Raw genomic sequence first — 16272 nt, forward strand, 5'->3', positions numbered from 1 at the left:
CACTCTGCTGCGTTGTGCAGTGCGCGCAATCCTCATGAACGTTGAGTTCACTCCGGTTGCTGTGCGCTGTACGCCTGGCTGAGTGTCTTCTCGCTCACACTGCAACAATGATTAACACATTGGCATTGCGATTATTTGAGAGACTCTAATACAGGTTAATCCTTATCTCAGTCATTCTACGGAGAGATAAGTTTCAGCTGTATTGTTTCAATTTTCAGCTTGTTCCAGATTGTTAAAGAGCAATATTTCACAACACACTGTGCCTTGCGGCCGCAGTACGTTTTGAAATAGTTTTTTTATATGGTGGAGCTAAGCGGGATCGAACCGCTGACCTCCTGCGTGCAAGGCAGGCGCTCTCCCAGCTGAGCTATAGCCCCATATAAAAAGCAAAATACCTTATCGGCATAACTCATTCTCAGACAAGGCGCAGTCACGCGACGTTTATGGGTATAAACGAATGTGTCTGTAACGCAGTATGAGGATGAGTTGGTGGGTCTGAGTGGACTTGAACCACCGACCTCACCCTTATCAGGGGTGCGCTCTAACCACCTGAGCTACAGACCCAACAAGGTACTAAAGCCCGACTAATCTCTCAGCCCGGCCTTATTTGCTCGTTACTTTCTATCAGACAATCTGTGTGGACACTGCGCAATGCGTATCGTTAGGTAAGGAGGTGATCCAACCGCAGGTTCCCCTACGGTTACCTTGTTACGACTTCACCCCAGTCATGAATCACAAAGTGGTAAGCGCCCTCCCGAAGGTTAAGCTACCTACTTCTTTTGCAACCCACTCCCATGGTGTGACGGGCGGTGTGTACAAGGCCCGGGAACGTATTCACCGTAGCATTCTGATCTACGATTACTAGCGATTCCGACTTCATGGAGTCGAGTTGCAGACTCCAATCCGGACTACGACAGACTTTATGTGGTCCGCTTGCTCTCGCGAGTTCGCTTCACTTTGTATCTGCCATTGTAGCACGTGTGTAGCCCTACTCGTAAGGGCCATGATGACTTGACGTCATCCCCACCTTCCTCCGGTTTGTCACCGGCAGTCTCCCTTGAGTTCCCACCATTACGTGCTGGCAACAAAGGATAAGGGTTGCGCTCGTTGCGGGACTTAACCCAACATTTCACAACACGAGCTGACGACAGCCATGCAGCACCTGTCTCACGGTTCCCGAAGGCACTAAAGCATCTCTGCTAAATTCCGTGGATGTCAAGAGTAGGTAAGGTTCTTCGCGTTGCATCGAATTAAACCACATGCTCCACCGCTTGTGCGGGCCCCCGTCAATTCATTTGAGTTTTAACCTTGCGGCCGTACTCCCCAGGCGGTCGACTTAACGCGTTAGCTCCGGAAGCCACGCCTCAAGGGCACAACCTCCAAGTCGACATCGTTTACAGCGTGGACTACCAGGGTATCTAATCCTGTTTGCTCCCCACGCTTTCGCACCTGAGCGTCAGTCTTTGTCCAGGGGGCCGCCTTCGCCACCGGTATTCCTCCAGATCTCTACGCATTTCACCGCTACACCTGGAATTCTACCCCCCTCTACAAGACTCTAGCTTGCCAGTTTCAAATGCAGTTCCCACGTTAAGCGCGGGGATTTCACATCTGACTTAACAAACCGCCTGCGTGCGCTTTACGCCCAGTAATTCCGATTAACGCTTGCACCCTCCGTATTACCGCGGCTGCTGGCACGGAGTTAGCCGGTGCTTCTTCTGCGAGTAACGTCAATCAACCGTGCTATTAACACGACTGCCTTCCTCCTCGCTGAAAGTGCTTTACAACCCGAAGGCCTTCTTCACACACGCGGCATGGCTGCATCAGGCTTGCGCCCATTGTGCAATATTCCCCACTGCTGCCTCCCGTAGGAGTCTGGACCGTGTCTCAGTTCCAGTGTGGCTGGTCATCCTCTCAGACCAGCTAGGGATCGTCGCCTAGGTGAGCCATTACCCCACCTACTAGCTAATCCCATCTGGGCACATCCGATGGCGTGAGGCCCGAAGGTCCCCCACTTTGCTCTTACGAGGTCATGCGGTATTAGCTACCGTTTCCAGTAGTTATCCCCCTCCATCAGGCAGTTTCCCAGACATTACTCACCCGTCCGCCGCTCGCCGGCAAAGTAGTAAACTACTTCCCGCTGCCGCTCGACTTGCATGTGTTAGGCCTGCCGCCAGCGTTCAATCTGAGCCATGATCAAACTCTTCAATTTAAGATTTGTTTGATTTGCTATGAGTTAACATAGCGATGCTCAAAGATTACTTTCTGCAAATAAGCATTCGAACCGAAGTTCAAATGTGTACTGCTTTGGTCACTCTTCAAGACTTTGATATTTCTTCTGCCTGCCGAAACAGGCTTCGATATCGTCTTGCGAGTGCCCACACAGATTGTCTGATAAATTGTTAAAGAGCAGTGCGTTAGCAACCGGTGGTTGGTAACGCGAGGTGCGCATATTACGCCTTCCTCATTCAGAGTCAACTACTAATTTCGTTGAATTTCTCTGTTCTCTCTGCCGGTCACTTAACTACTTGATTCGTTGTGTGCCGTCTCGATGGATGCGCATTATAGGGAGTCGAATTTTTTGCACAACTCTTTTTTCGCCTTTTTCTACTGTTTGAATACTTTTCACTCCTTACGTGCAGATCTTGGTCGATCCATTGCATTTTCCCTATGATCCCAATGGTCGATTGGTTGTAATTCCATCAGCAAAGGCTAGTATTGCCGGTAAAGTGTGATCTTATTAAGAGGCTATTGTTATGTCCGACCCTATCCGCCCTTATCTTCATTATTCACCTACTCTTGGTAAACGCGTAATGATCGATGGATCGAGTGTGATCATCGGTAATGTCATTTTGGGTGATGATGTCAGTGTCTGGCCGTTGGTTGCTATTCGTGGTGATGTTAATCAGGTAGTTATTGGCGCTCGTTCAAATATCCAAGATGGCAGTGTGTTACACGTAACCCATCATTCCGAGCATAATCCTGCAGGGAACCCACTGGTTATTGGCGAAGACGTTACCGTCGGTCATAAAGCGATGCTCCACGGTTGCACTATTGGCAATCGGGTACTGGTGGGGATGGGTTCTATTTTATTAGATGGTGCAGTTATCGAAGATGATGTGATGATTGGCGCAGGGAGTCTGGTTTCCCCAGGGAAACGATTAGTTAGTGGTTACCTCTATATGGGAAGCCCAGCCAAGCAAATTCGCCCTTTAACGCCAGCAGAATTAGAAGGCTTACTTTACTCCGCGAGCAACTACGTCCGCTGGAAAGATGACTATCTGGCAGAAACTAAATAAGTCACAGCATAAGATGCAGGGGGTCAATCATTGCCTTCCCTGCATTATGCAAGATCGTCTATTTACTCAATTCATCACGCAACGTATTTAACACCGGTGCTATCTGCGGCATTACACCATGCCAAAGTTTGAAAGCGTGTGCTGCTTGCCCCACCAGCATCCCTAAGCCATCAGCGTAACCCACCACACCCAACTGCTTAGCCCAAGCTAAAAATGGCGTATCGCCTGCTTGATAAAACATGTCATAGCAACGTGTTTTTGCGCTAATAATCTCTTTAGGTAAGTTTGGCACTTCGCCATGAATTCCAGAAGCGGTCGCATTTATGATCAAATCAAACTGCTGCCCACTAAGTGCCTGCATTTCAGCAGCTTCGATATCACCCAAATGATGAAATACTTCGGCCAGCTGCTGAGCACGGCTGTAAGTTCGGTTAGTGATGACCACCGTGCAACCATAAGAGAGTAACGGCAAAATCACACCGCGAGCCGCGCCACCCGCACCCACTAGCAAGATCCGATCAGAAACTCGGATCAAACCCTGGCGCTCAAGATCACTGAGCAAACCAATACCATCAGTATTGTCACCTAACAAGCGGCCATCTTCTAATTGTTTGATAGTATTCACAGCCCCTGCCAGCGATGCACGATCGGTTAGTTCATCACATTTGGCATAAGCGCGCTCTTTAAAGGGCGTGGTAATATTCGCGCCCAATGCACCATCTGCAAAAAACGACGCTAACGTTTCCTCAAAAGCACCATGAGCGGCCAGCACCATACCGTATCGATGCTCTATACCTGTCTGCTCGGCAAAAAGCGCATGAATTCTTGGCGACTTACTGTGCCCAATGGGGTTACCAAACACTGCGAAATTCTGATCCATGCTACTTTCTATCCTTCTATCCTTGGCGAAATTGTTTACCGGTTAATGCATCTCTTATTTCAGATGGATTCAAACGGCCACCAACCTCACCGGAGAGCACAGGGAGAGAAGGGCCAAATTGCATTCTCACTTCAGCTTCTGTACGGCATGGCTCGTGACCGCTTAAGTTAGCACTGGTTGAAACCAGTGGCTTGCCATATTGCGAACAAAGCTGCTGTACCAGTGGATGGTCACTCACCCTTACAGCCAATGAGCCAAAAGTACCCGTTAACCAACGTGGCGTATTAGCACAAGCAGGAATGACCCACGTGACCGGCCCTGGCCAACAGGAAAAGAGCATTTCCCGTTGCGCCATACTCAGCGTTGAGTCATCAACATACGGCTTCAACTGCTCATAGTTCGCGGCGATTAAGATCAGACCTTTTTGCCATGGGCGCTGTTTTAAAGCTAATAAAGCATTTACTGCTTTTTCACTATCAGGGTCACAACCTAAACCAAAAACAGCTTCCGTTGGATAAGCGACGACTTCTTCTTGTTGCAGTGCCCGTAACACATCTGACAGAGCCCCACTATTCTCTTGTTTATTCACGCTGTTATTACTCACTGACCACTGCCTTTGCACACAATTTGCTAGCGCAAAAACGTTTTACGCCTTGTGCGGTTCTCTTTTCCATTAACAATGGATAGTGGCAATACGCGCACTCTCCGGCAATGGGTTGCTGATTAATTGTAAACTGGCAATCGGGATAACGATTGCAGGCGTGGAAAACCTTTCCAAACCGGGACTTACGCTGTAGCAATTTGCCTTGGCCACATTGTGGACAATCAATCGATGTCTCATCAGGCTTATCAATAACTTCAGTATGAGCACATTGTGGATATTGGCTACAACCAATAAACATACCAAAACGCCCTTGCCGTAACACCATTTCCGAACTGCAGTCAGGACAATGCTGCCCTTCAAGAACTTTCACAATATGACCATCAGATTGCGCTTTCAGTGGGCGCATGTATTGGCAACCAGGATAATGTGAACAACCAAGGAATGGGCCATGACCACCACTACGAATAACTAAAGCTGACCCGCATTCAGGGCACGCCCCATTATCCTTGGCAATAACTGTTTTCGTCATAACGCCTTCTATATAAGGTTATTAGCCAGCGATACTACCACTTAGTGCAAATAGCCTTCATTGACTTCAAAAAGTAACTCTTCCATCTGCTGATAGGCACTTTCGTAACCTGGTATGTTAAACAACACCATCAGCACAACCCACTTGAGATCCTCCAGATCAATCTCATTAGAATCTAACGCCATAATACGGTCGATGACCATCTCACGGGTATCAAGGTGTAATACCTGAATTTGCTCAAGAAATAGGATGAAGCCGCGACAAGTGGTATCCAGGCGTTGGGCTTCTTCCGCCGTATAAATCCGTAATGCTTGTGGGTCAGCGGCATAGAGATAAGGTGCTTTCTGCCCTTCTTGTAGGTCTGCAAGAGCCTCTAACCAGTTCAGGGCGTTGTTGATATCCTCACGATAGAAACCTGCGTCAGCAAGATCGTCAGTAATCTTGTCTTGATCAACAAGCATTTCCGACTCGTTATGCATATAAGTTTCAAATAAGTAAATTAAAACGTCGAACATGGCCTGCCCTCCTTAATCGGACATAGCCGCCGGGTACAGCTGCGATCCACCCTGCTAACTCCAGCTCGAGCAATTTGCTCACGATATCTGGCACAGGTTGGCCGGCGCGTTCGGCGACGACATCAACGGGTGTCACCTCATCCCCTACGTTAGCCAACACATCAGCAAATGGCAATTCAACTTGCGCCCCTGATGCAGAAATAGTTACTTTCTCGGGCAATGATATCCATTGAAGTGAACCACCCACTTGTGTAGCTACCTCTTGTGCTGACCTTACCAGATACGCACCTTGTTGAATCAGCCAGTGCACACCTTCACTGGTTGCACTGCCTAATGGCCCCGGTAAAGCAAAAACATCTCTCCCTTGTTCTATAGCATAGCGGGCAGTAATCAAAGAGCCACTTCTCAACGTCGCTTCAACGACCAATACCGCAGAGCTTAGCCCACTGATAATACGGTTCCTTCTGGGGAAATGGGCGGCAATCGGCAATGCTGTCGTTAAAAACTCGGAAACCAGTGCCCCGCCTTGGTACTCAATTTCTTTGGCCAAATGACGATGCCGGCGTGGATATATATTCTCCAACCCGCTACCTAATACCGCAACGGTCTTTCCTTTCGCATTCAACGCCGCTTGATGGCAAATCCCATCGATCCCAATGGCCAGGCCACTGGTGATAACCAATCCCGTTCGAGCCAGCTCTGAAGCAAAATAGCGGCCCCATTGCTCACCATAATGGCTGAAATGGCGGCTACCGACCATGGCAACTTGGGGGCAATACACAACATCCAACTCGCCAGAAACAAACAGTATCAGAGGAGCGGCAGAGATATGGGCTAAACGGGGTGGATAGCCAGCTTCACCATAGGCCAATAAGTGGTGAGAGGGTTGGTTCAACCAGGTTAGTGTGGCCTCAATATAGTGGGGATCTGCCTGATAGAATTGCTGGCATTGCTGAGCGTCCAATCCATAAGCAGCTAATCTACCAGGGTGAATATCACCACGGGCAAGTAACCGCCTGACCAGTGCACTACCTTTCGCTACTCCAAGCCCCTTAACCTTACTCATCCTGAGCCATAATTCAGCCGCTAACATATTGCCTCCCTGGCTTACTTTCTATGCTGACACCGATTTGTTCAATTGGTAGACGATGCTGTCAATCAGAGCAGGAAATGTCTAGAATAGAGATTGAATATCATTCACTACTCGGACGCAGATCTAGATATTTATGTCAGTATTACAAGTATTACATTACCCAGATGAGCGGCTGCGCAAAATTGCTGCGCCGGTAAAAGAAGTCAATGGCGAAATCCAGCGTATTGTGGACGACATGTTCGAGACGATGTACGCAGAGGAAGGCATTGGTCTTGCCGCAACCCAAGTGGATGTTCATAAACAAATTATCGTGATTGATGTTTCGGAAAATCGTGACCAACGCCTGGTGTTGATTAACCCAGAACTGTTGGAGAAAAGCGGTGAAACCGGCATCGAAGAAGGTTGCTTATCAATTCCTGAGCAACGGGCATTAGTCCCTCGCGCTGAAAAAGTAAAAGTCAGAGCACTGGACCGTGACGGTAAACCGTTCGAACTGGAAGCGGATGATTTATTAGCAATCTGTATTCAGCACGAAATGGACCATTTGGTTGGCAAACTGTTTGTGGACTATTTATCACCGCTAAAACGCCAGCGTATCCGCCAAAAGTTGGAGAAAATGGCCAAGTTAAATGCCCGAGCCGACTAACCCCATCTAATGCAGGAAACCAACGTGTCTGATTCTTTGCGGATTATTTTTGCCGGAACTCCTGATTTTGCAGCGCGCCATCTTGGCGCGTTGTTGTCTTCCCAACATCAGATTGTTGGTGTTTTCACTCAACCGGACCGCCCTGCTGGCCGAGGTAATAAACTCACACCAAGCCCCGTAAAAATCTTGGCTGAGCAACACGGAATACCTGTTCTTCAGCCAAAATCACTTAAGCCTGAGGAAAACCAACATTTAGTGGCTGATCTTAACGCCGACATTATGGTGGTAGTGGCCTATGGTTTGATTCTGCCCGCTTCAGTATTGGCTATGCCACGGTTAGGCTGCATTAATGTACACGGTTCCCTACTACCTCGCTGGCGTGGTGCTGCACCAATCCAACGTGCTGTTTGGGCTGGTGATGCAAAAACCGGAGTGACTATCATGCAGATGGATGTCGGGTTAGATACCGGCGATATGCTGCATAAAATTGAATGTGATATTCAACCGGAAGATACCAGTGCGACACTGTACGATAAGTTGGCGCAATTGGGGCCTCAGGGCTTATTAGTAACATTACAACAATTAGCCGAAGGCAGTACACAGCCAGAAGTACAAAATGAAGCGCAGGTTACTTATGCAGAAAAGCTCAGTAAAGAGGAGGCCAAACTAGATTGGTCACTTTCTGCAGTTCAGTTAGAACGCTGTATCCGTGCTTTTAATCCTTGGCCAGTCAGCTATTTTGTCGTTGATGAACAGCCGATAAAAGTCTGGCAAGCACAAGTGTTTGCTGCGGTTGAGGATATCAAGCCAGGGACTATTATCCATGCTGATAAACATGGGATTCAAGTGGCAACGGCGGATGGCGTTTTAAATATAACGCAATTACAACCCGCAGGGAAAAAAGCCATGTCAGCGGCCGATTTATTAAATTCACGCCGCGAATGGTTTACACCTGGTAGCCAACTAGCATAATAGATTTGTTTCAACTATATACCCTATGGATTTCAAGCAGCCGCCCCAGAGGCGAAGCACATGTATGAGCCAAGTAACAAGAACAGCCAAACATCTGCAACTTGAAAGATGACGGGTATAAGTTTCATTGCTCGATACTTCATCATCGGGCCACTTTCCCTTTATTTGCTGACGTTTGTCGGCTTTTTTGGTTATGAAAAACACATATAATCTCCGCAGCATCGCTGCTAAAGCAATTAGCCAGGTATTGGATCAGGGGCAATCGCTCAGTACTGTTTTGCCTGGGCTACAGAAAAATATTTCCGATAAAGATCGCGCATTGCTGCAGGAGTTGTGTTTTGGCACTTTGCGTGTTCTGCCACAACTCGAGTGGTGCATCCAGCAGTTGATGGCGCGCCCGATGACCGGTAAACAGCGTATTTTTCACTATCTGATTATGATCGGACTGTATCAGTTGGTTTATACCCGTATTCCTCCACATGCTGCTTTGGCCGAAACGGTTGAAGGTGCTACTGCACTAAAACGCCCGCAGCTAAAAGGGTTGATCAATGGGGTACTACGCCAATTCCAGCGCCAGCAAGTGGAATTACTGGAGCGCGCGGCAAATAGCGATAGTCGCTACCTGCATCCTAGTTGGTTATTAGCGCGTATTAAGCAGGCCTATCCAGACCAATGGCAGCAAATTGTGGACGCGAATAACCAAAAACCACCAATGTGGCTGCGGGTTAGTCGTCTCCATCATACCCGTGGTGAATATCTCGACCTGTTAAAAGAAGCAGGAATAGATGCCGAACCTCATGCCTATTATCCCGATGCAGTAAGGCTTATTGCCCCTTGTGCCGTTAGTGATCTGCCTGGTTTCGAACTAGGCTGGGTAACAGTACAAGATGCCTCAGCCCAAGGCTGTGTTGATCTGCTTGATCCGCAAAATGGTGAACAGATCCTTGATTTATGTGCCGCTCCGGGTGGTAAAACAACCCACATCCTCGAAGCGGCTCCAAAAGCACATGTATTGGCTGTTGATATTGATGAACAACGGCTGAGTCGGGTCAATGAGAATTTACAACGCCTGAAATTACATGCTGTAGTGCGAGTCGGCGACGGTCGTACCCCTGAAACATGGTGTGGTGATCAGCAATTTGATCGCATTCTGCTAGATGCTCCCTGCTCTGCAACTGGTGTGATTCGCCGCCACCCCGATATCAAATGGTTGCGCCGCGACAGTGATATTGCAGACCTGGCAGCATTACAATCTGAGATCATTGAAGCTATCTGGCCTAGACTGAAGAAAGGCGGCGTAATGGTTTATGCTACCTGTTCGATATTACCAGAAGAAAATCAGCAGCAGATAGCTGCTTTCCTACAACGACATAGTGACGCAGAATTAGTTGAAACTGGGACTAACACCGCGCCCGGTAAACAAAACTTGCCACACCCCGAGGATGGCGATGGTTTCTTTTATGCGAAGTTGTTCAAAAGATAATCGTGGCTTTGGCTATGCCTCAAAACCTAATTTCAGTGTGGAACAGAGAACGCTATGAAAATAATTATTCTTGGGGCGGGGCAAGTTGGCGGAACCCTGGCAGAAAATCTGGTAGGTGAGAACAACGACATCACAATCGTGGATGTTGACTCTGGCCGCCTACGCCAGTTGCAGGATAAATTTGATCTGCGTGTGGTACAAGGGCATGGATCGCATCCGAGAGTGTTGCGGGAAGCGGGGGCAGAGGATGCTGATATGCTGGTTGCCGTGACCAATTCTGATGAAACCAACATGGTTGCCTGCCAAATTGCGTATTCATTATTTAATACACCAAATCGCATCGCCCGTATTCGTTCAGCTGAATATATTCGTGAAGCTGATAAGCTTTTTCTGCCAGAAGCGGTGCCTATTGACCATTTGATATCACCGGAACAGCTTGTTATCGATTATATCTATAAGCTAATCGAATATCCGGGTGCATTACAGGTAGTTAATTTTGCTGAAGGTAAAGTCAGTATTGCTGCGGTAAAAGCTTATTATGGCGGCCCGTTGGTGGGGAATGCATTATCATCCCTGCGTGAGCATATGCCACATATTGATACTCGAGTTGCAGCCATCTTTCGTCAAGATCGGCCAATTCGTCCACAAGGTTCAACAATCATTGAAGCGGGTGATGAAGTCTTCTTTGTTGCGGCCTCACAGCATATTCGTGCAGTAATGAGTGAGTTGCAACGTCTTGAGAAACCCTACAAACGCATTATGATTGTTGGTGGTGGTAATGTCGGTGCCGGGTTAGCTCTACGATTAGAGAAAGATTACAGTGTAAAATTAATTGAGCGTAACCCGCAGCGAGCTGCCGAATTAGCCGAGATGTTGCACGATACTATTGTATTTTATGGCGATGCATCAGATCAGGAACTGTTAGCTGAAGAGCACATTGAACAGGTTGATGTCTTTATTGCCATTACCAATGACGACGAAGCCAATATTATGTCCGCTATGCTGGCAAAACGGATGGGCGCGAAAAAAGCAATGGTATTAATTCAACGTAGCGCCTATGTCGATCTGGTTCAGGGAAGTGTGATTGATATTGTCATTTCACCACAACAGGCCACCATTTCGGCTCTTTTAGGTCATGTACGTAAAGCAGATATTGTCAGTGTTTCTTCGTTAAGACGCGGTGTTGCTGAGGCAATCGAAGCAATTGCCCACGGTGATGAAACCACATCGAAAGTTGTTGGCCGAATGGTTGAAGATATAAAGTTACCACCAGGTACAACCATTGGGGCAATAGTGCGTGGAGACGAGGTTATTATTGCCAATGGTAACTCAATCATTAAACAGGGTGACCACGTAGTGATGTTTATTACTCACAAAAAATTCGTGCCCGATGTAGAGCGGTTGTTCCAACCAAGCCCGTTCTTCCTGTAATAATTAACTAATTTGAACCCATTTATAAGTTAAAACTATTTCGATAGATAGTGGGGAATTTTTCTATAATTATGGTACTGCCGAGTTTTATTTAGCTAAGATTAAGTCATTCATTTTTAAAGGAGGTGCCATTTATGAGTTTTATGAAGGAATTTCGTGAATTTGCCATGCGTGGCAATGTGGTCGATTTGGCTGTCGGGGTAATTATTGGTGCCGCATTTGGCCGAATTGTTTCTTCACTTGTCGCCGACATCATCATGCCACCACTCGGTTTATTGCTCGGAGGGGTCGATTTCAAGCAATTCCATTTCATATTACGTGCTGCTGAAGGGACTATACCTGCTGTAGTAATGAACTATGGTACATTTATTCAAAGCATTTTCGATTTTGTTATTGTAGCGCTGGCAATATTTTCCGCAGTGAAATTAATGAATAAAATGCGCCGTGAAAAGGCGGAAGAGCCAGCAGCGCCCCCAGCACCAACAACAGAAGAAAAGCTGTTAGCAGAGATTCGTGATTTACTGAAAGCGCAGCAATCAAAGTAAATTCAGCTTCAATAAATGTAATGGCCATCAGAAATTTGGTGGCCCTTACGTTGTTTTAAAATCAGAAGGCCAGTGGTAAAGAATCTATTGATTGCTTACCACTGGCCTCCCAGTTACCGCCTTTGGCGTATTTTTCTTTACGCCGATAACTTCCTTTCCCTTTACTATTTTTCTCAATACGTTGCCTGAAAAGGGGGTCATGGAGTAATGCTTCCACCGCATTATCTTTAATTTTCCCCTTGGTATGACGATATACCGTCATGATAGAGCCTCACTGATAAGTTATTGGTTAAAAATCCCACACATAATACAGCTAATGTATACTGAATAAAACTACCCCTCTGAAAATTTAGCCTTTGGCCCGTTCTTCTGTCGCTCCCTGTTCCAGGGCCTCTAAAATAGAACAATATGTCGTCGCATGAGTACTGCCGCAGCACGCACGACTAAGGCGTTTTAGTGATTCGCGCATTCTTTTTAGCTCAGTTATCTTACTTTCAACATCATGTAATCGAGAATCTACAATTGCTTTTGATTCCTTGCAGGTATGATGTTCGGGATCGACGCGAATCGACAGTAATTCTGCGATAGTTTCTAATGTAAACCCAAGTTGCTTCGCGTAGCGGATAAATCGTAAACGTTGCAAATCTTGCTCACTATAGAGTCGGTAACCGCCCTCTGTCCGTTTCCCATGATCCATCATTCCTTGTTTCTCATAGTAGCGAATAGTATCTGGTGTAACATCGGCAAGTTTAGCTAGCTGCCCAATTTTTAACATTTAGTTACTCCTCTTTTGACAGCTTATCGACCACTTTATGTTGGTACTCTTGATGAAGAAAGTCGGTGCTAAGCCCCGCTTGCCTCAATCTAAGTTCCAATAATGCCAAGCGCTTACGTAAATTTTGGTAGTTATCGTGCGGTGTATATTGTGCTTCTAGTTGTGACAATAATTCGACGATAGTAAGTGCTTCTTGGCGATCCTGCAATTCAACGGGGAGGTACCCTGCATTTCTCAGTAATCTGTATCCAGCTCTCAACTCAGGAGGAACAAAGGAGTCATCATCTAACTGTAATGGTTTACCGCTCCCAGGCAAATTATCGAGCTCACCCTTTTGCTGAGCATCAATAATGTACCGTTCCGCCCATTGATCAATTAATTCCATATCACGATCCAGAGATCAGATTTTATAAAATCGAAGAATAGTTAAGGGTAAAGGATCGGTGGCTAAATAATAAGAGGGGATTGGCAATATATGGGACGAGTTAATCTATCTCACTGAATTATAGATGTAAAAAAACCGGGCAAGCCCGGTTTTTTTACGCGTTTACAGATTACTCTGCAGCAACTACTTCTGCTTGCGAAGCAGCACGATCAACTAACTCGATGTAAGCCATCGGTGCGTTGTCGCCTGCACGGAAGCCACACTTCAGAATGCGAGTGTAACCACCGGCGCGGCTCGCGAAACGCGGGCCTAGCTCGTTAAACAGTTTTGCCACGATCTCGTTATCACGAGTACGGGCGAATGCCAGACGACGATTAGCTACGCTGTCGGTCTTGGCAAGAGTAATCAGCGGCTCAACAACGCGACGCAGCTCTTTCGCTTTCGGCAGGGTCGTCTTGATTATCTCATGACGAACCAAAGAGCCGGCCATGTTACGGAACATAGCCTGGCGATGGCTGCTGTTACGGTTCAGTTGACGACCACTCTTACGATGGCGCATGACCTTATCCTTCTCAGTAAAACCTTAACCTGTGATCCGGTTACTCGTCAGCAATGCTAGCTGGCGGCCAATTTTCTAGGCGCATGCCTAAAGAAAGACCACGTGAAGCAAGCACGTCTTTAATCTCAGTAAGAGATTTTTTACCCAGGTTCGGCGTTTTCAGCAACTCAACCTCGGTACGCTGTACCAGATCACCGATGTAGTGGATAGCTTCTGCCTTGAGGCAGTTAGCAGAGCGGACAGTCAATTCCAGATCGTCAACAGGGCGCAGCAGGATCGGATCGAACTCTGGCTTCTCTTCTTTAACTTCCGGCTGACGTACATCACGTAGGTCAACGAAAGCTTCAAGCTGTTCAGCCAAGATAGTTGCCGCACGGCGGATCGCCTCTTCAGGATCGATCGTACCATTGGTTTCCATCTCGATAACCAACTTGTCCAGGTCGGTACGCTGTTCTACACGCGCTGCTTCAACATTGTAGGCAATACGCTCTACAGGGCTATAGCATGCGTCTACTAACAGACGACCAATCGGGCGCTCATCTTCTTCCGAATGAATTCGGGCAGAAGCCGGCACATAACCACGACCACGTTGAACTTTGATACGCATACTAATAGATGCGTTCTCATCGGTCAGGTGGCAGATAACGTGCTGCGGCTTGACGATTTCGACATCCCCGTCATGGGTGATATCGGCTGCAGTCACAGGGCCAATGCCAGACTTATTCAGGGTAAGAATAACTTCATCTTTACCCTGAACTCTCACCGCCAGCCCTTTCAGGTTGAGCAGGATCTCCAGGATATCTTCCTGTACGCCTTCTTTGGTGCTGTACTCATGCAGTACACCATCAATCTCAACCTCGGTCACCGCGCAACCCGGCATAGATGAAAGCAGAATACGGCGCAGTGCGTTGCCGAGAGTATGGCCAAAGCCACGCTCTAACGGCTCAAGGGTCACCTTGGCGTGCGTCGAACTGACTTGCTCGATATCTACCAGGCGCGGTTTTAGAAACTCTGTCACAGAACCCTGCATTGTGTCCTCTCTTTGGTACTAAGCTTTACTTGGAGTAAAGCTCGACGATCAGGTGTTCGTTAATGTCCGCAGACAGATCAGTACGTTCAGGAATACGTTTGAACACACCTTCCATCTTGACAGCATCAACTTCCAGCCAAGTCGGCTTTTCACGCTGCTCAGCCAGCTCCAAAGCTGCCTTAACACGAGACTGCTTTTTAGCTTTCTCACGGATGCTGACTACGTCATTCGGAGATACCTGATAAGAAGCGATGTTAACAACGCGACCATTTACCATGATAGCTTTATGACTAACCAGCTGACGTGATTCAGCACGAGTTGCGCCAAAGCCCATACGGTAAACTACGTTATCCAGACGGCCTTCCAGCAGTTGTAACAGGTTTGCACCTGTGTTGCCTTTCAGACGTGCTGCTTCTTTATAGTAGTTACGGAATTGACGTTCTAGAACACCATAGATACGGCGAACTTTTTGTTTCTCACGTAACTGCACACCGTAGTCAGACAGACGCGGTTTACGCGCACCGTGCTGGCCAGGTGGTTGTTCAATCTTACACTTGGTGTCAATCGCGCGAACGCCAGACTTAAGGAACAGGTCTGTGCCCTCACGACGGCTCAGCTTGAGCTTAGGACCCAAATATCTTGCCATTTTCTCTCTCCAACAAACCTAAAAGCAGCGTTATACGCGGCGCTTTTTCGGCGGACGACAACCGTTATGAGGGATCGGAGTCACATCAGTAATATTAGTGATGCGGAAACCAGCCGCGTTTAACGCACGGATAGTAGACTCACGGCCCGGACCAGGTCCTTTAACCATAACTTCCAGATTCTTGATACCGTATTCTTTCACTGCGTCAGCGCAGCGCTCTGCTGCAACTTGCGCTGCAAACGGAGTAGACTTACGAGATCCACGGAAACCGGAACCACCTGCTGTTGCCCAACCCAATGCGTTACCTTGACGATCTGTAATAGTAACGATGGTGTTGTTGAAAGAAGCATGGATATGAGCCACACCGTCAGAGACTGTCTTTCTTACACGCTTGCGTGCACGAATAGGTGCCTTTGCCATTATTCAATCACCCCGATTATTTCTTGATCGGTTTACGCGGACCCTTACGGGTACGTGCGTTGGTCTTAGTACGCTGACCGCGAACTGGTAGACCACGACGATGACGCAAACCACGATAAGTCCCAAGGTCCATCAGACGCTTGATGCTCAGGGTCACCTCACGACGCAGATCACCTTCTACAACGTACTTGGCAACTTCGTCACGCAGCTTCTCGATTTGCTCTTCAGACAGCTCACTGATCTTAACATTTTCAGCAATACCCGCTGCAACACAGATAGCCTGTGAACGGGTCTTACCGATGCCGTAGATCGCAGTTAACGCGATAACGGTATGTTTCTGATCAGGAATGTTAATGCCTGCTATACGGGCCACTATGCACTCCTACTATTTTATACAGCAATACCATTCTGAAAAGCCCGTTTTCAGGATACTCAAATAGTATTGCAGTCACATACAAAAGAT

General features: G+C 47.5%; 20 protein-coding genes, 2 tRNA genes and 1 rRNA gene. 6 read left to right on the top strand and 17 right to left on the bottom strand.

From position 1 onward, the window contains the following. Positions 1–301: 301 nt before the first annotated feature. The 4 genes from A6J67_RS01565 to A6J67_RS23390 all read right to left on the bottom strand — a co-directional run bounded on the left by A6J67_RS01565 (position 302) and on the right by A6J67_RS23390 (position 2449). Positions 302–377: transfer RNA gene (locus tag A6J67_RS01565), tRNA-Ala, on the bottom strand. A gap of 110 nt (positions 378–487) precedes the next feature. Beyond that, a tRNA-Ile gene (locus tag A6J67_RS01570) sits at positions 488–564 on the bottom strand. 102 nt (positions 565–666) lie between these two features. After that, positions 667–2209, bottom strand: a 16S ribosomal RNA gene (locus A6J67_RS01575). Positions 2210–2308: 99 nt separating this feature from the next. Then, positions 2309–2449 (bottom strand): hypothetical protein, encoded by a 141-nt coding sequence (locus tag A6J67_RS23390; RefSeq protein ID WP_162484277.1) that lies wholly within the window; start codon positions 2447–2449, stop codon positions 2309–2311. A gap of 304 nt (positions 2450–2753) precedes the next feature. Between A6J67_RS23390 and A6J67_RS01585 the strand changes: the two genes are divergently transcribed. Continuing rightward, complete coding sequence (locus A6J67_RS01585; RefSeq protein WP_050088665.1) at positions 2754–3296, top strand: gamma carbonic anhydrase family protein; 543 nt, start codon at positions 2754–2756, stop codon at positions 3294–3296. A 58-nt stretch (positions 3297–3354) separates the two neighbouring features. Here A6J67_RS01585 and aroE read toward each other — a convergent pair whose 3' ends face one another. Genes aroE through dprA form a run of 5 tightly spaced genes read right to left on the bottom strand, consistent with a single transcriptional unit; the run spans position 3355 to position 6917 of the window. Then, complete coding sequence (gene aroE / locus A6J67_RS01590; RefSeq protein ID WP_032906611.1) at positions 3355–4176, bottom strand: shikimate dehydrogenase; 822 nt, start codon at positions 4174–4176, stop codon at positions 3355–3357. A 16-nt stretch (positions 4177–4192) separates the two neighbouring features. Next, on the bottom strand, positions 4193–4765 hold the full coding sequence (tsaC, locus tag A6J67_RS01595; RefSeq protein WP_042570053.1) for an L-threonylcarbamoyladenylate synthase type 1 TsaC: 573 nt from the start codon (positions 4763–4765) through the stop codon (positions 4193–4195). Between the two features lie 7 nt (positions 4766–4772). Beyond that, positions 4773–5309, bottom strand: coding sequence for a type I DNA topoisomerase (locus tag A6J67_RS01600; protein WP_005186287.1), 537 nt, complete (start codon positions 5307–5309; stop codon positions 4773–4775). A 41-nt stretch (positions 5310–5350) separates the two neighbouring features. Next, the gene (locus A6J67_RS01605) at positions 5351–5824 is read right to left on the bottom strand and encodes a DUF494 family protein (RefSeq protein WP_032906609.1); all 474 of its coding nucleotides are present in this window, start codon (positions 5822–5824) and stop codon (positions 5351–5353) included. Beyond that, the gene (gene dprA, locus A6J67_RS01610; protein WP_005186282.1) at positions 5796–6917 is read right to left on the bottom strand and encodes a DNA-protecting protein DprA; all 1122 of its coding nucleotides are present in this window, start codon (positions 6915–6917) and stop codon (positions 5796–5798) included. The genes A6J67_RS01605 and dprA overlap by 29 nt, the downstream gene beginning before the upstream one ends. Positions 6918–7050: 133 nt before the next feature. On the opposite strand from dprA, the gene def reads away from it, so the two are divergent. From def to mscL, 5 genes are all read left to right on the top strand, one after another. Beyond that, the gene (def, locus tag A6J67_RS01615) at positions 7051–7563 is read left to right on the top strand and encodes a peptide deformylase (RefSeq protein WP_005186275.1); all 513 of its coding nucleotides are present in this window, start codon (positions 7051–7053) and stop codon (positions 7561–7563) included. A gap of 24 nt (positions 7564–7587) precedes the next feature. Then, a complete protein-coding gene (fmt, locus tag A6J67_RS01620) occupies positions 7588–8535 on the top strand; it encodes a methionyl-tRNA formyltransferase (protein WP_032906608.1) in 948 nt (315 codons plus the stop codon). 193 nt (positions 8536–8728) lie between these two features. Beyond that, positions 8729–10018, top strand: a complete 1290-nt coding sequence (gene rsmB, locus A6J67_RS01625) for a 16S rRNA (cytosine(967)-C(5))-methyltransferase RsmB (RefSeq protein ID WP_042568737.1) — start codon at positions 8729–8731, stop codon at positions 10016–10018. Between the two features lie 54 nt (positions 10019–10072). Then, positions 10073–11449, top strand: a complete 1377-nt coding sequence (gene trkA / locus A6J67_RS01630) for a Trk system potassium transporter TrkA (RefSeq protein ID WP_005186262.1) — start codon at positions 10073–10075, stop codon at positions 11447–11449. Positions 11450–11583: 134 nt separating this feature from the next. Further along, positions 11584–11994: a large-conductance mechanosensitive channel protein MscL gene (gene mscL, locus A6J67_RS01635; protein ID WP_032906607.1), complete on the top strand. Its 411-nt coding sequence runs from the start codon at positions 11584–11586 to the stop codon at positions 11992–11994. A 61-nt stretch (positions 11995–12055) separates the two neighbouring features. Here the strand turns inward: mscL and A6J67_RS01640 are convergent, their stop codons facing one another. From A6J67_RS01640 to rpsM, 8 genes are all read right to left on the bottom strand, one after another. Further along, positions 12056–12256, bottom strand: a complete 201-nt coding sequence (locus tag A6J67_RS01640; RefSeq protein ID WP_005186260.1) for an alternative ribosome-rescue factor A — start codon at positions 12254–12256, stop codon at positions 12056–12058. 87 nt (positions 12257–12343) lie between these two features. Beyond that, positions 12344–12769, bottom strand: coding sequence for a Zn(2+)-responsive transcriptional regulator (gene zntR / locus A6J67_RS01645; protein WP_005186259.1), 426 nt, complete (start codon positions 12767–12769; stop codon positions 12344–12346). A 4-nt stretch (positions 12770–12773) separates the two neighbouring features. After that, positions 12774–13154, bottom strand: a complete 381-nt coding sequence (locus tag A6J67_RS01650) for a DnaJ family domain-containing protein (protein ID WP_050088663.1) — start codon at positions 13152–13154, stop codon at positions 12774–12776. 169 nt (positions 13155–13323) lie between these two features. Then, on the bottom strand, positions 13324–13713 hold the full coding sequence (gene rplQ, locus A6J67_RS01655; RefSeq protein ID WP_004391407.1) for a 50S ribosomal protein L17: 390 nt from the start codon (positions 13711–13713) through the stop codon (positions 13324–13326). A gap of 40 nt (positions 13714–13753) precedes the next feature. After that, a complete protein-coding gene (locus A6J67_RS01660; RefSeq protein WP_002438685.1) occupies positions 13754–14743 on the bottom strand; it encodes a DNA-directed RNA polymerase subunit alpha in 990 nt (329 codons plus the stop codon). Positions 14744–14768: 25 nt separating this feature from the next. Beyond that, positions 14769–15389, bottom strand: coding sequence for a 30S ribosomal protein S4 (gene rpsD / locus A6J67_RS01665; RefSeq protein ID WP_002218949.1), 621 nt, complete (start codon positions 15387–15389; stop codon positions 14769–14771). A gap of 30 nt (positions 15390–15419) precedes the next feature. Next, positions 15420–15809 (bottom strand): 30S ribosomal protein S11, encoded by a 390-nt coding sequence (gene rpsK / locus A6J67_RS01670; protein WP_004709234.1) that lies wholly within the window; start codon positions 15807–15809, stop codon positions 15420–15422. A gap of 16 nt (positions 15810–15825) precedes the next feature. Next, complete coding sequence (rpsM, locus tag A6J67_RS01675) at positions 15826–16182, bottom strand: 30S ribosomal protein S13 (protein ID WP_004702348.1); 357 nt, start codon at positions 16180–16182, stop codon at positions 15826–15828. Between the last annotated feature and the right edge of the window lie 90 nt (positions 16183–16272).

The organism is Yersinia sp. FDAARGOS_228 (genome assembly GCF_002073315.2).
Classification (GTDB): Bacteria; Pseudomonadota; Gammaproteobacteria; order Enterobacterales; family Enterobacteriaceae; genus Yersinia; species Yersinia intermedia.

What these genes read in the sequence shown, in the direction of transcription:
- A6J67_RS01605 (WP_032906609.1), bottom strand. Translation starts at nt 5,824, where the DNA reads ATGTTCGACGTTTTAATTTACTTATTTGAAACTTATATGCATAACGAG.
- rsmB (WP_042568737.1), top strand. Translation starts at nt 8,729, where the DNA reads ATGAAAAACACATATAATCTCCGCAGCATCGCTGCTAAAGCAATTAGC.
- rpsK (WP_004709234.1), bottom strand. Translation starts at nt 15,809, where the DNA reads ATGGCAAAGGCACCTATTCGTGCACGCAAGCGTGTAAGAAAGACAGTC.
- mscL (WP_032906607.1), top strand. Translation starts at nt 11,584, where the DNA reads ATGAGTTTTATGAAGGAATTTCGTGAATTTGCCATGCGTGGCAATGTG.
- def (WP_005186275.1), top strand. Translation starts at nt 7,051, where the DNA reads ATGTCAGTATTACAAGTATTACATTACCCAGATGAGCGGCTGCGCAAA.
- rplQ (WP_004391407.1), bottom strand. Translation starts at nt 13,713, where the DNA reads ATGCGCCATCGTAAGAGTGGTCGTCAACTGAACCGTAACAGCAGCCAT.
- A6J67_RS01650 (WP_050088663.1), bottom strand. Translation starts at nt 13,154, where the DNA reads ATGGAATTAATTGATCAATGGGCGGAACGGTACATTATTGATGCTCAG.
- A6J67_RS01660 (WP_002438685.1), bottom strand. Translation starts at nt 14,743, where the DNA reads ATGCAGGGTTCTGTGACAGAGTTTCTAAAACCGCGCCTGGTAGATATC.
- trkA (WP_005186262.1), top strand. Translation starts at nt 10,073, where the DNA reads ATGAAAATAATTATTCTTGGGGCGGGGCAAGTTGGCGGAACCCTGGCA.
- A6J67_RS01600 (WP_005186287.1), bottom strand. Translation starts at nt 5,309, where the DNA reads ATGACGAAAACAGTTATTGCCAAGGATAATGGGGCGTGCCCTGAATGC.
- A6J67_RS01640 (WP_005186260.1), bottom strand. Translation starts at nt 12,256, where the DNA reads ATGACGGTATATCGTCATACCAAGGGGAAAATTAAAGATAATGCGGTG.
- A6J67_RS23390 (WP_162484277.1), bottom strand. Translation starts at nt 2,449, where the DNA reads ATGCGCACCTCGCGTTACCAACCACCGGTTGCTAACGCACTGCTCTTT.
- aroE (WP_032906611.1), bottom strand. Translation starts at nt 4,176, where the DNA reads ATGGATCAGAATTTCGCAGTGTTTGGTAACCCCATTGGGCACAGTAAG.
- zntR (WP_005186259.1), bottom strand. Translation starts at nt 12,769, where the DNA reads ATGTTAAAAATTGGGCAGCTAGCTAAACTTGCCGATGTTACACCAGAT.
- rpsD (WP_002218949.1), bottom strand. Translation starts at nt 15,389, where the DNA reads ATGGCAAGATATTTGGGTCCTAAGCTCAAGCTGAGCCGTCGTGAGGGC.
- dprA (WP_005186282.1), bottom strand. Translation starts at nt 6,917, where the DNA reads ATGTTAGCGGCTGAATTATGGCTCAGGATGAGTAAGGTTAAGGGGCTT.
- A6J67_RS01585 (WP_050088665.1), top strand. Translation starts at nt 2,754, where the DNA reads ATGTCCGACCCTATCCGCCCTTATCTTCATTATTCACCTACTCTTGGT.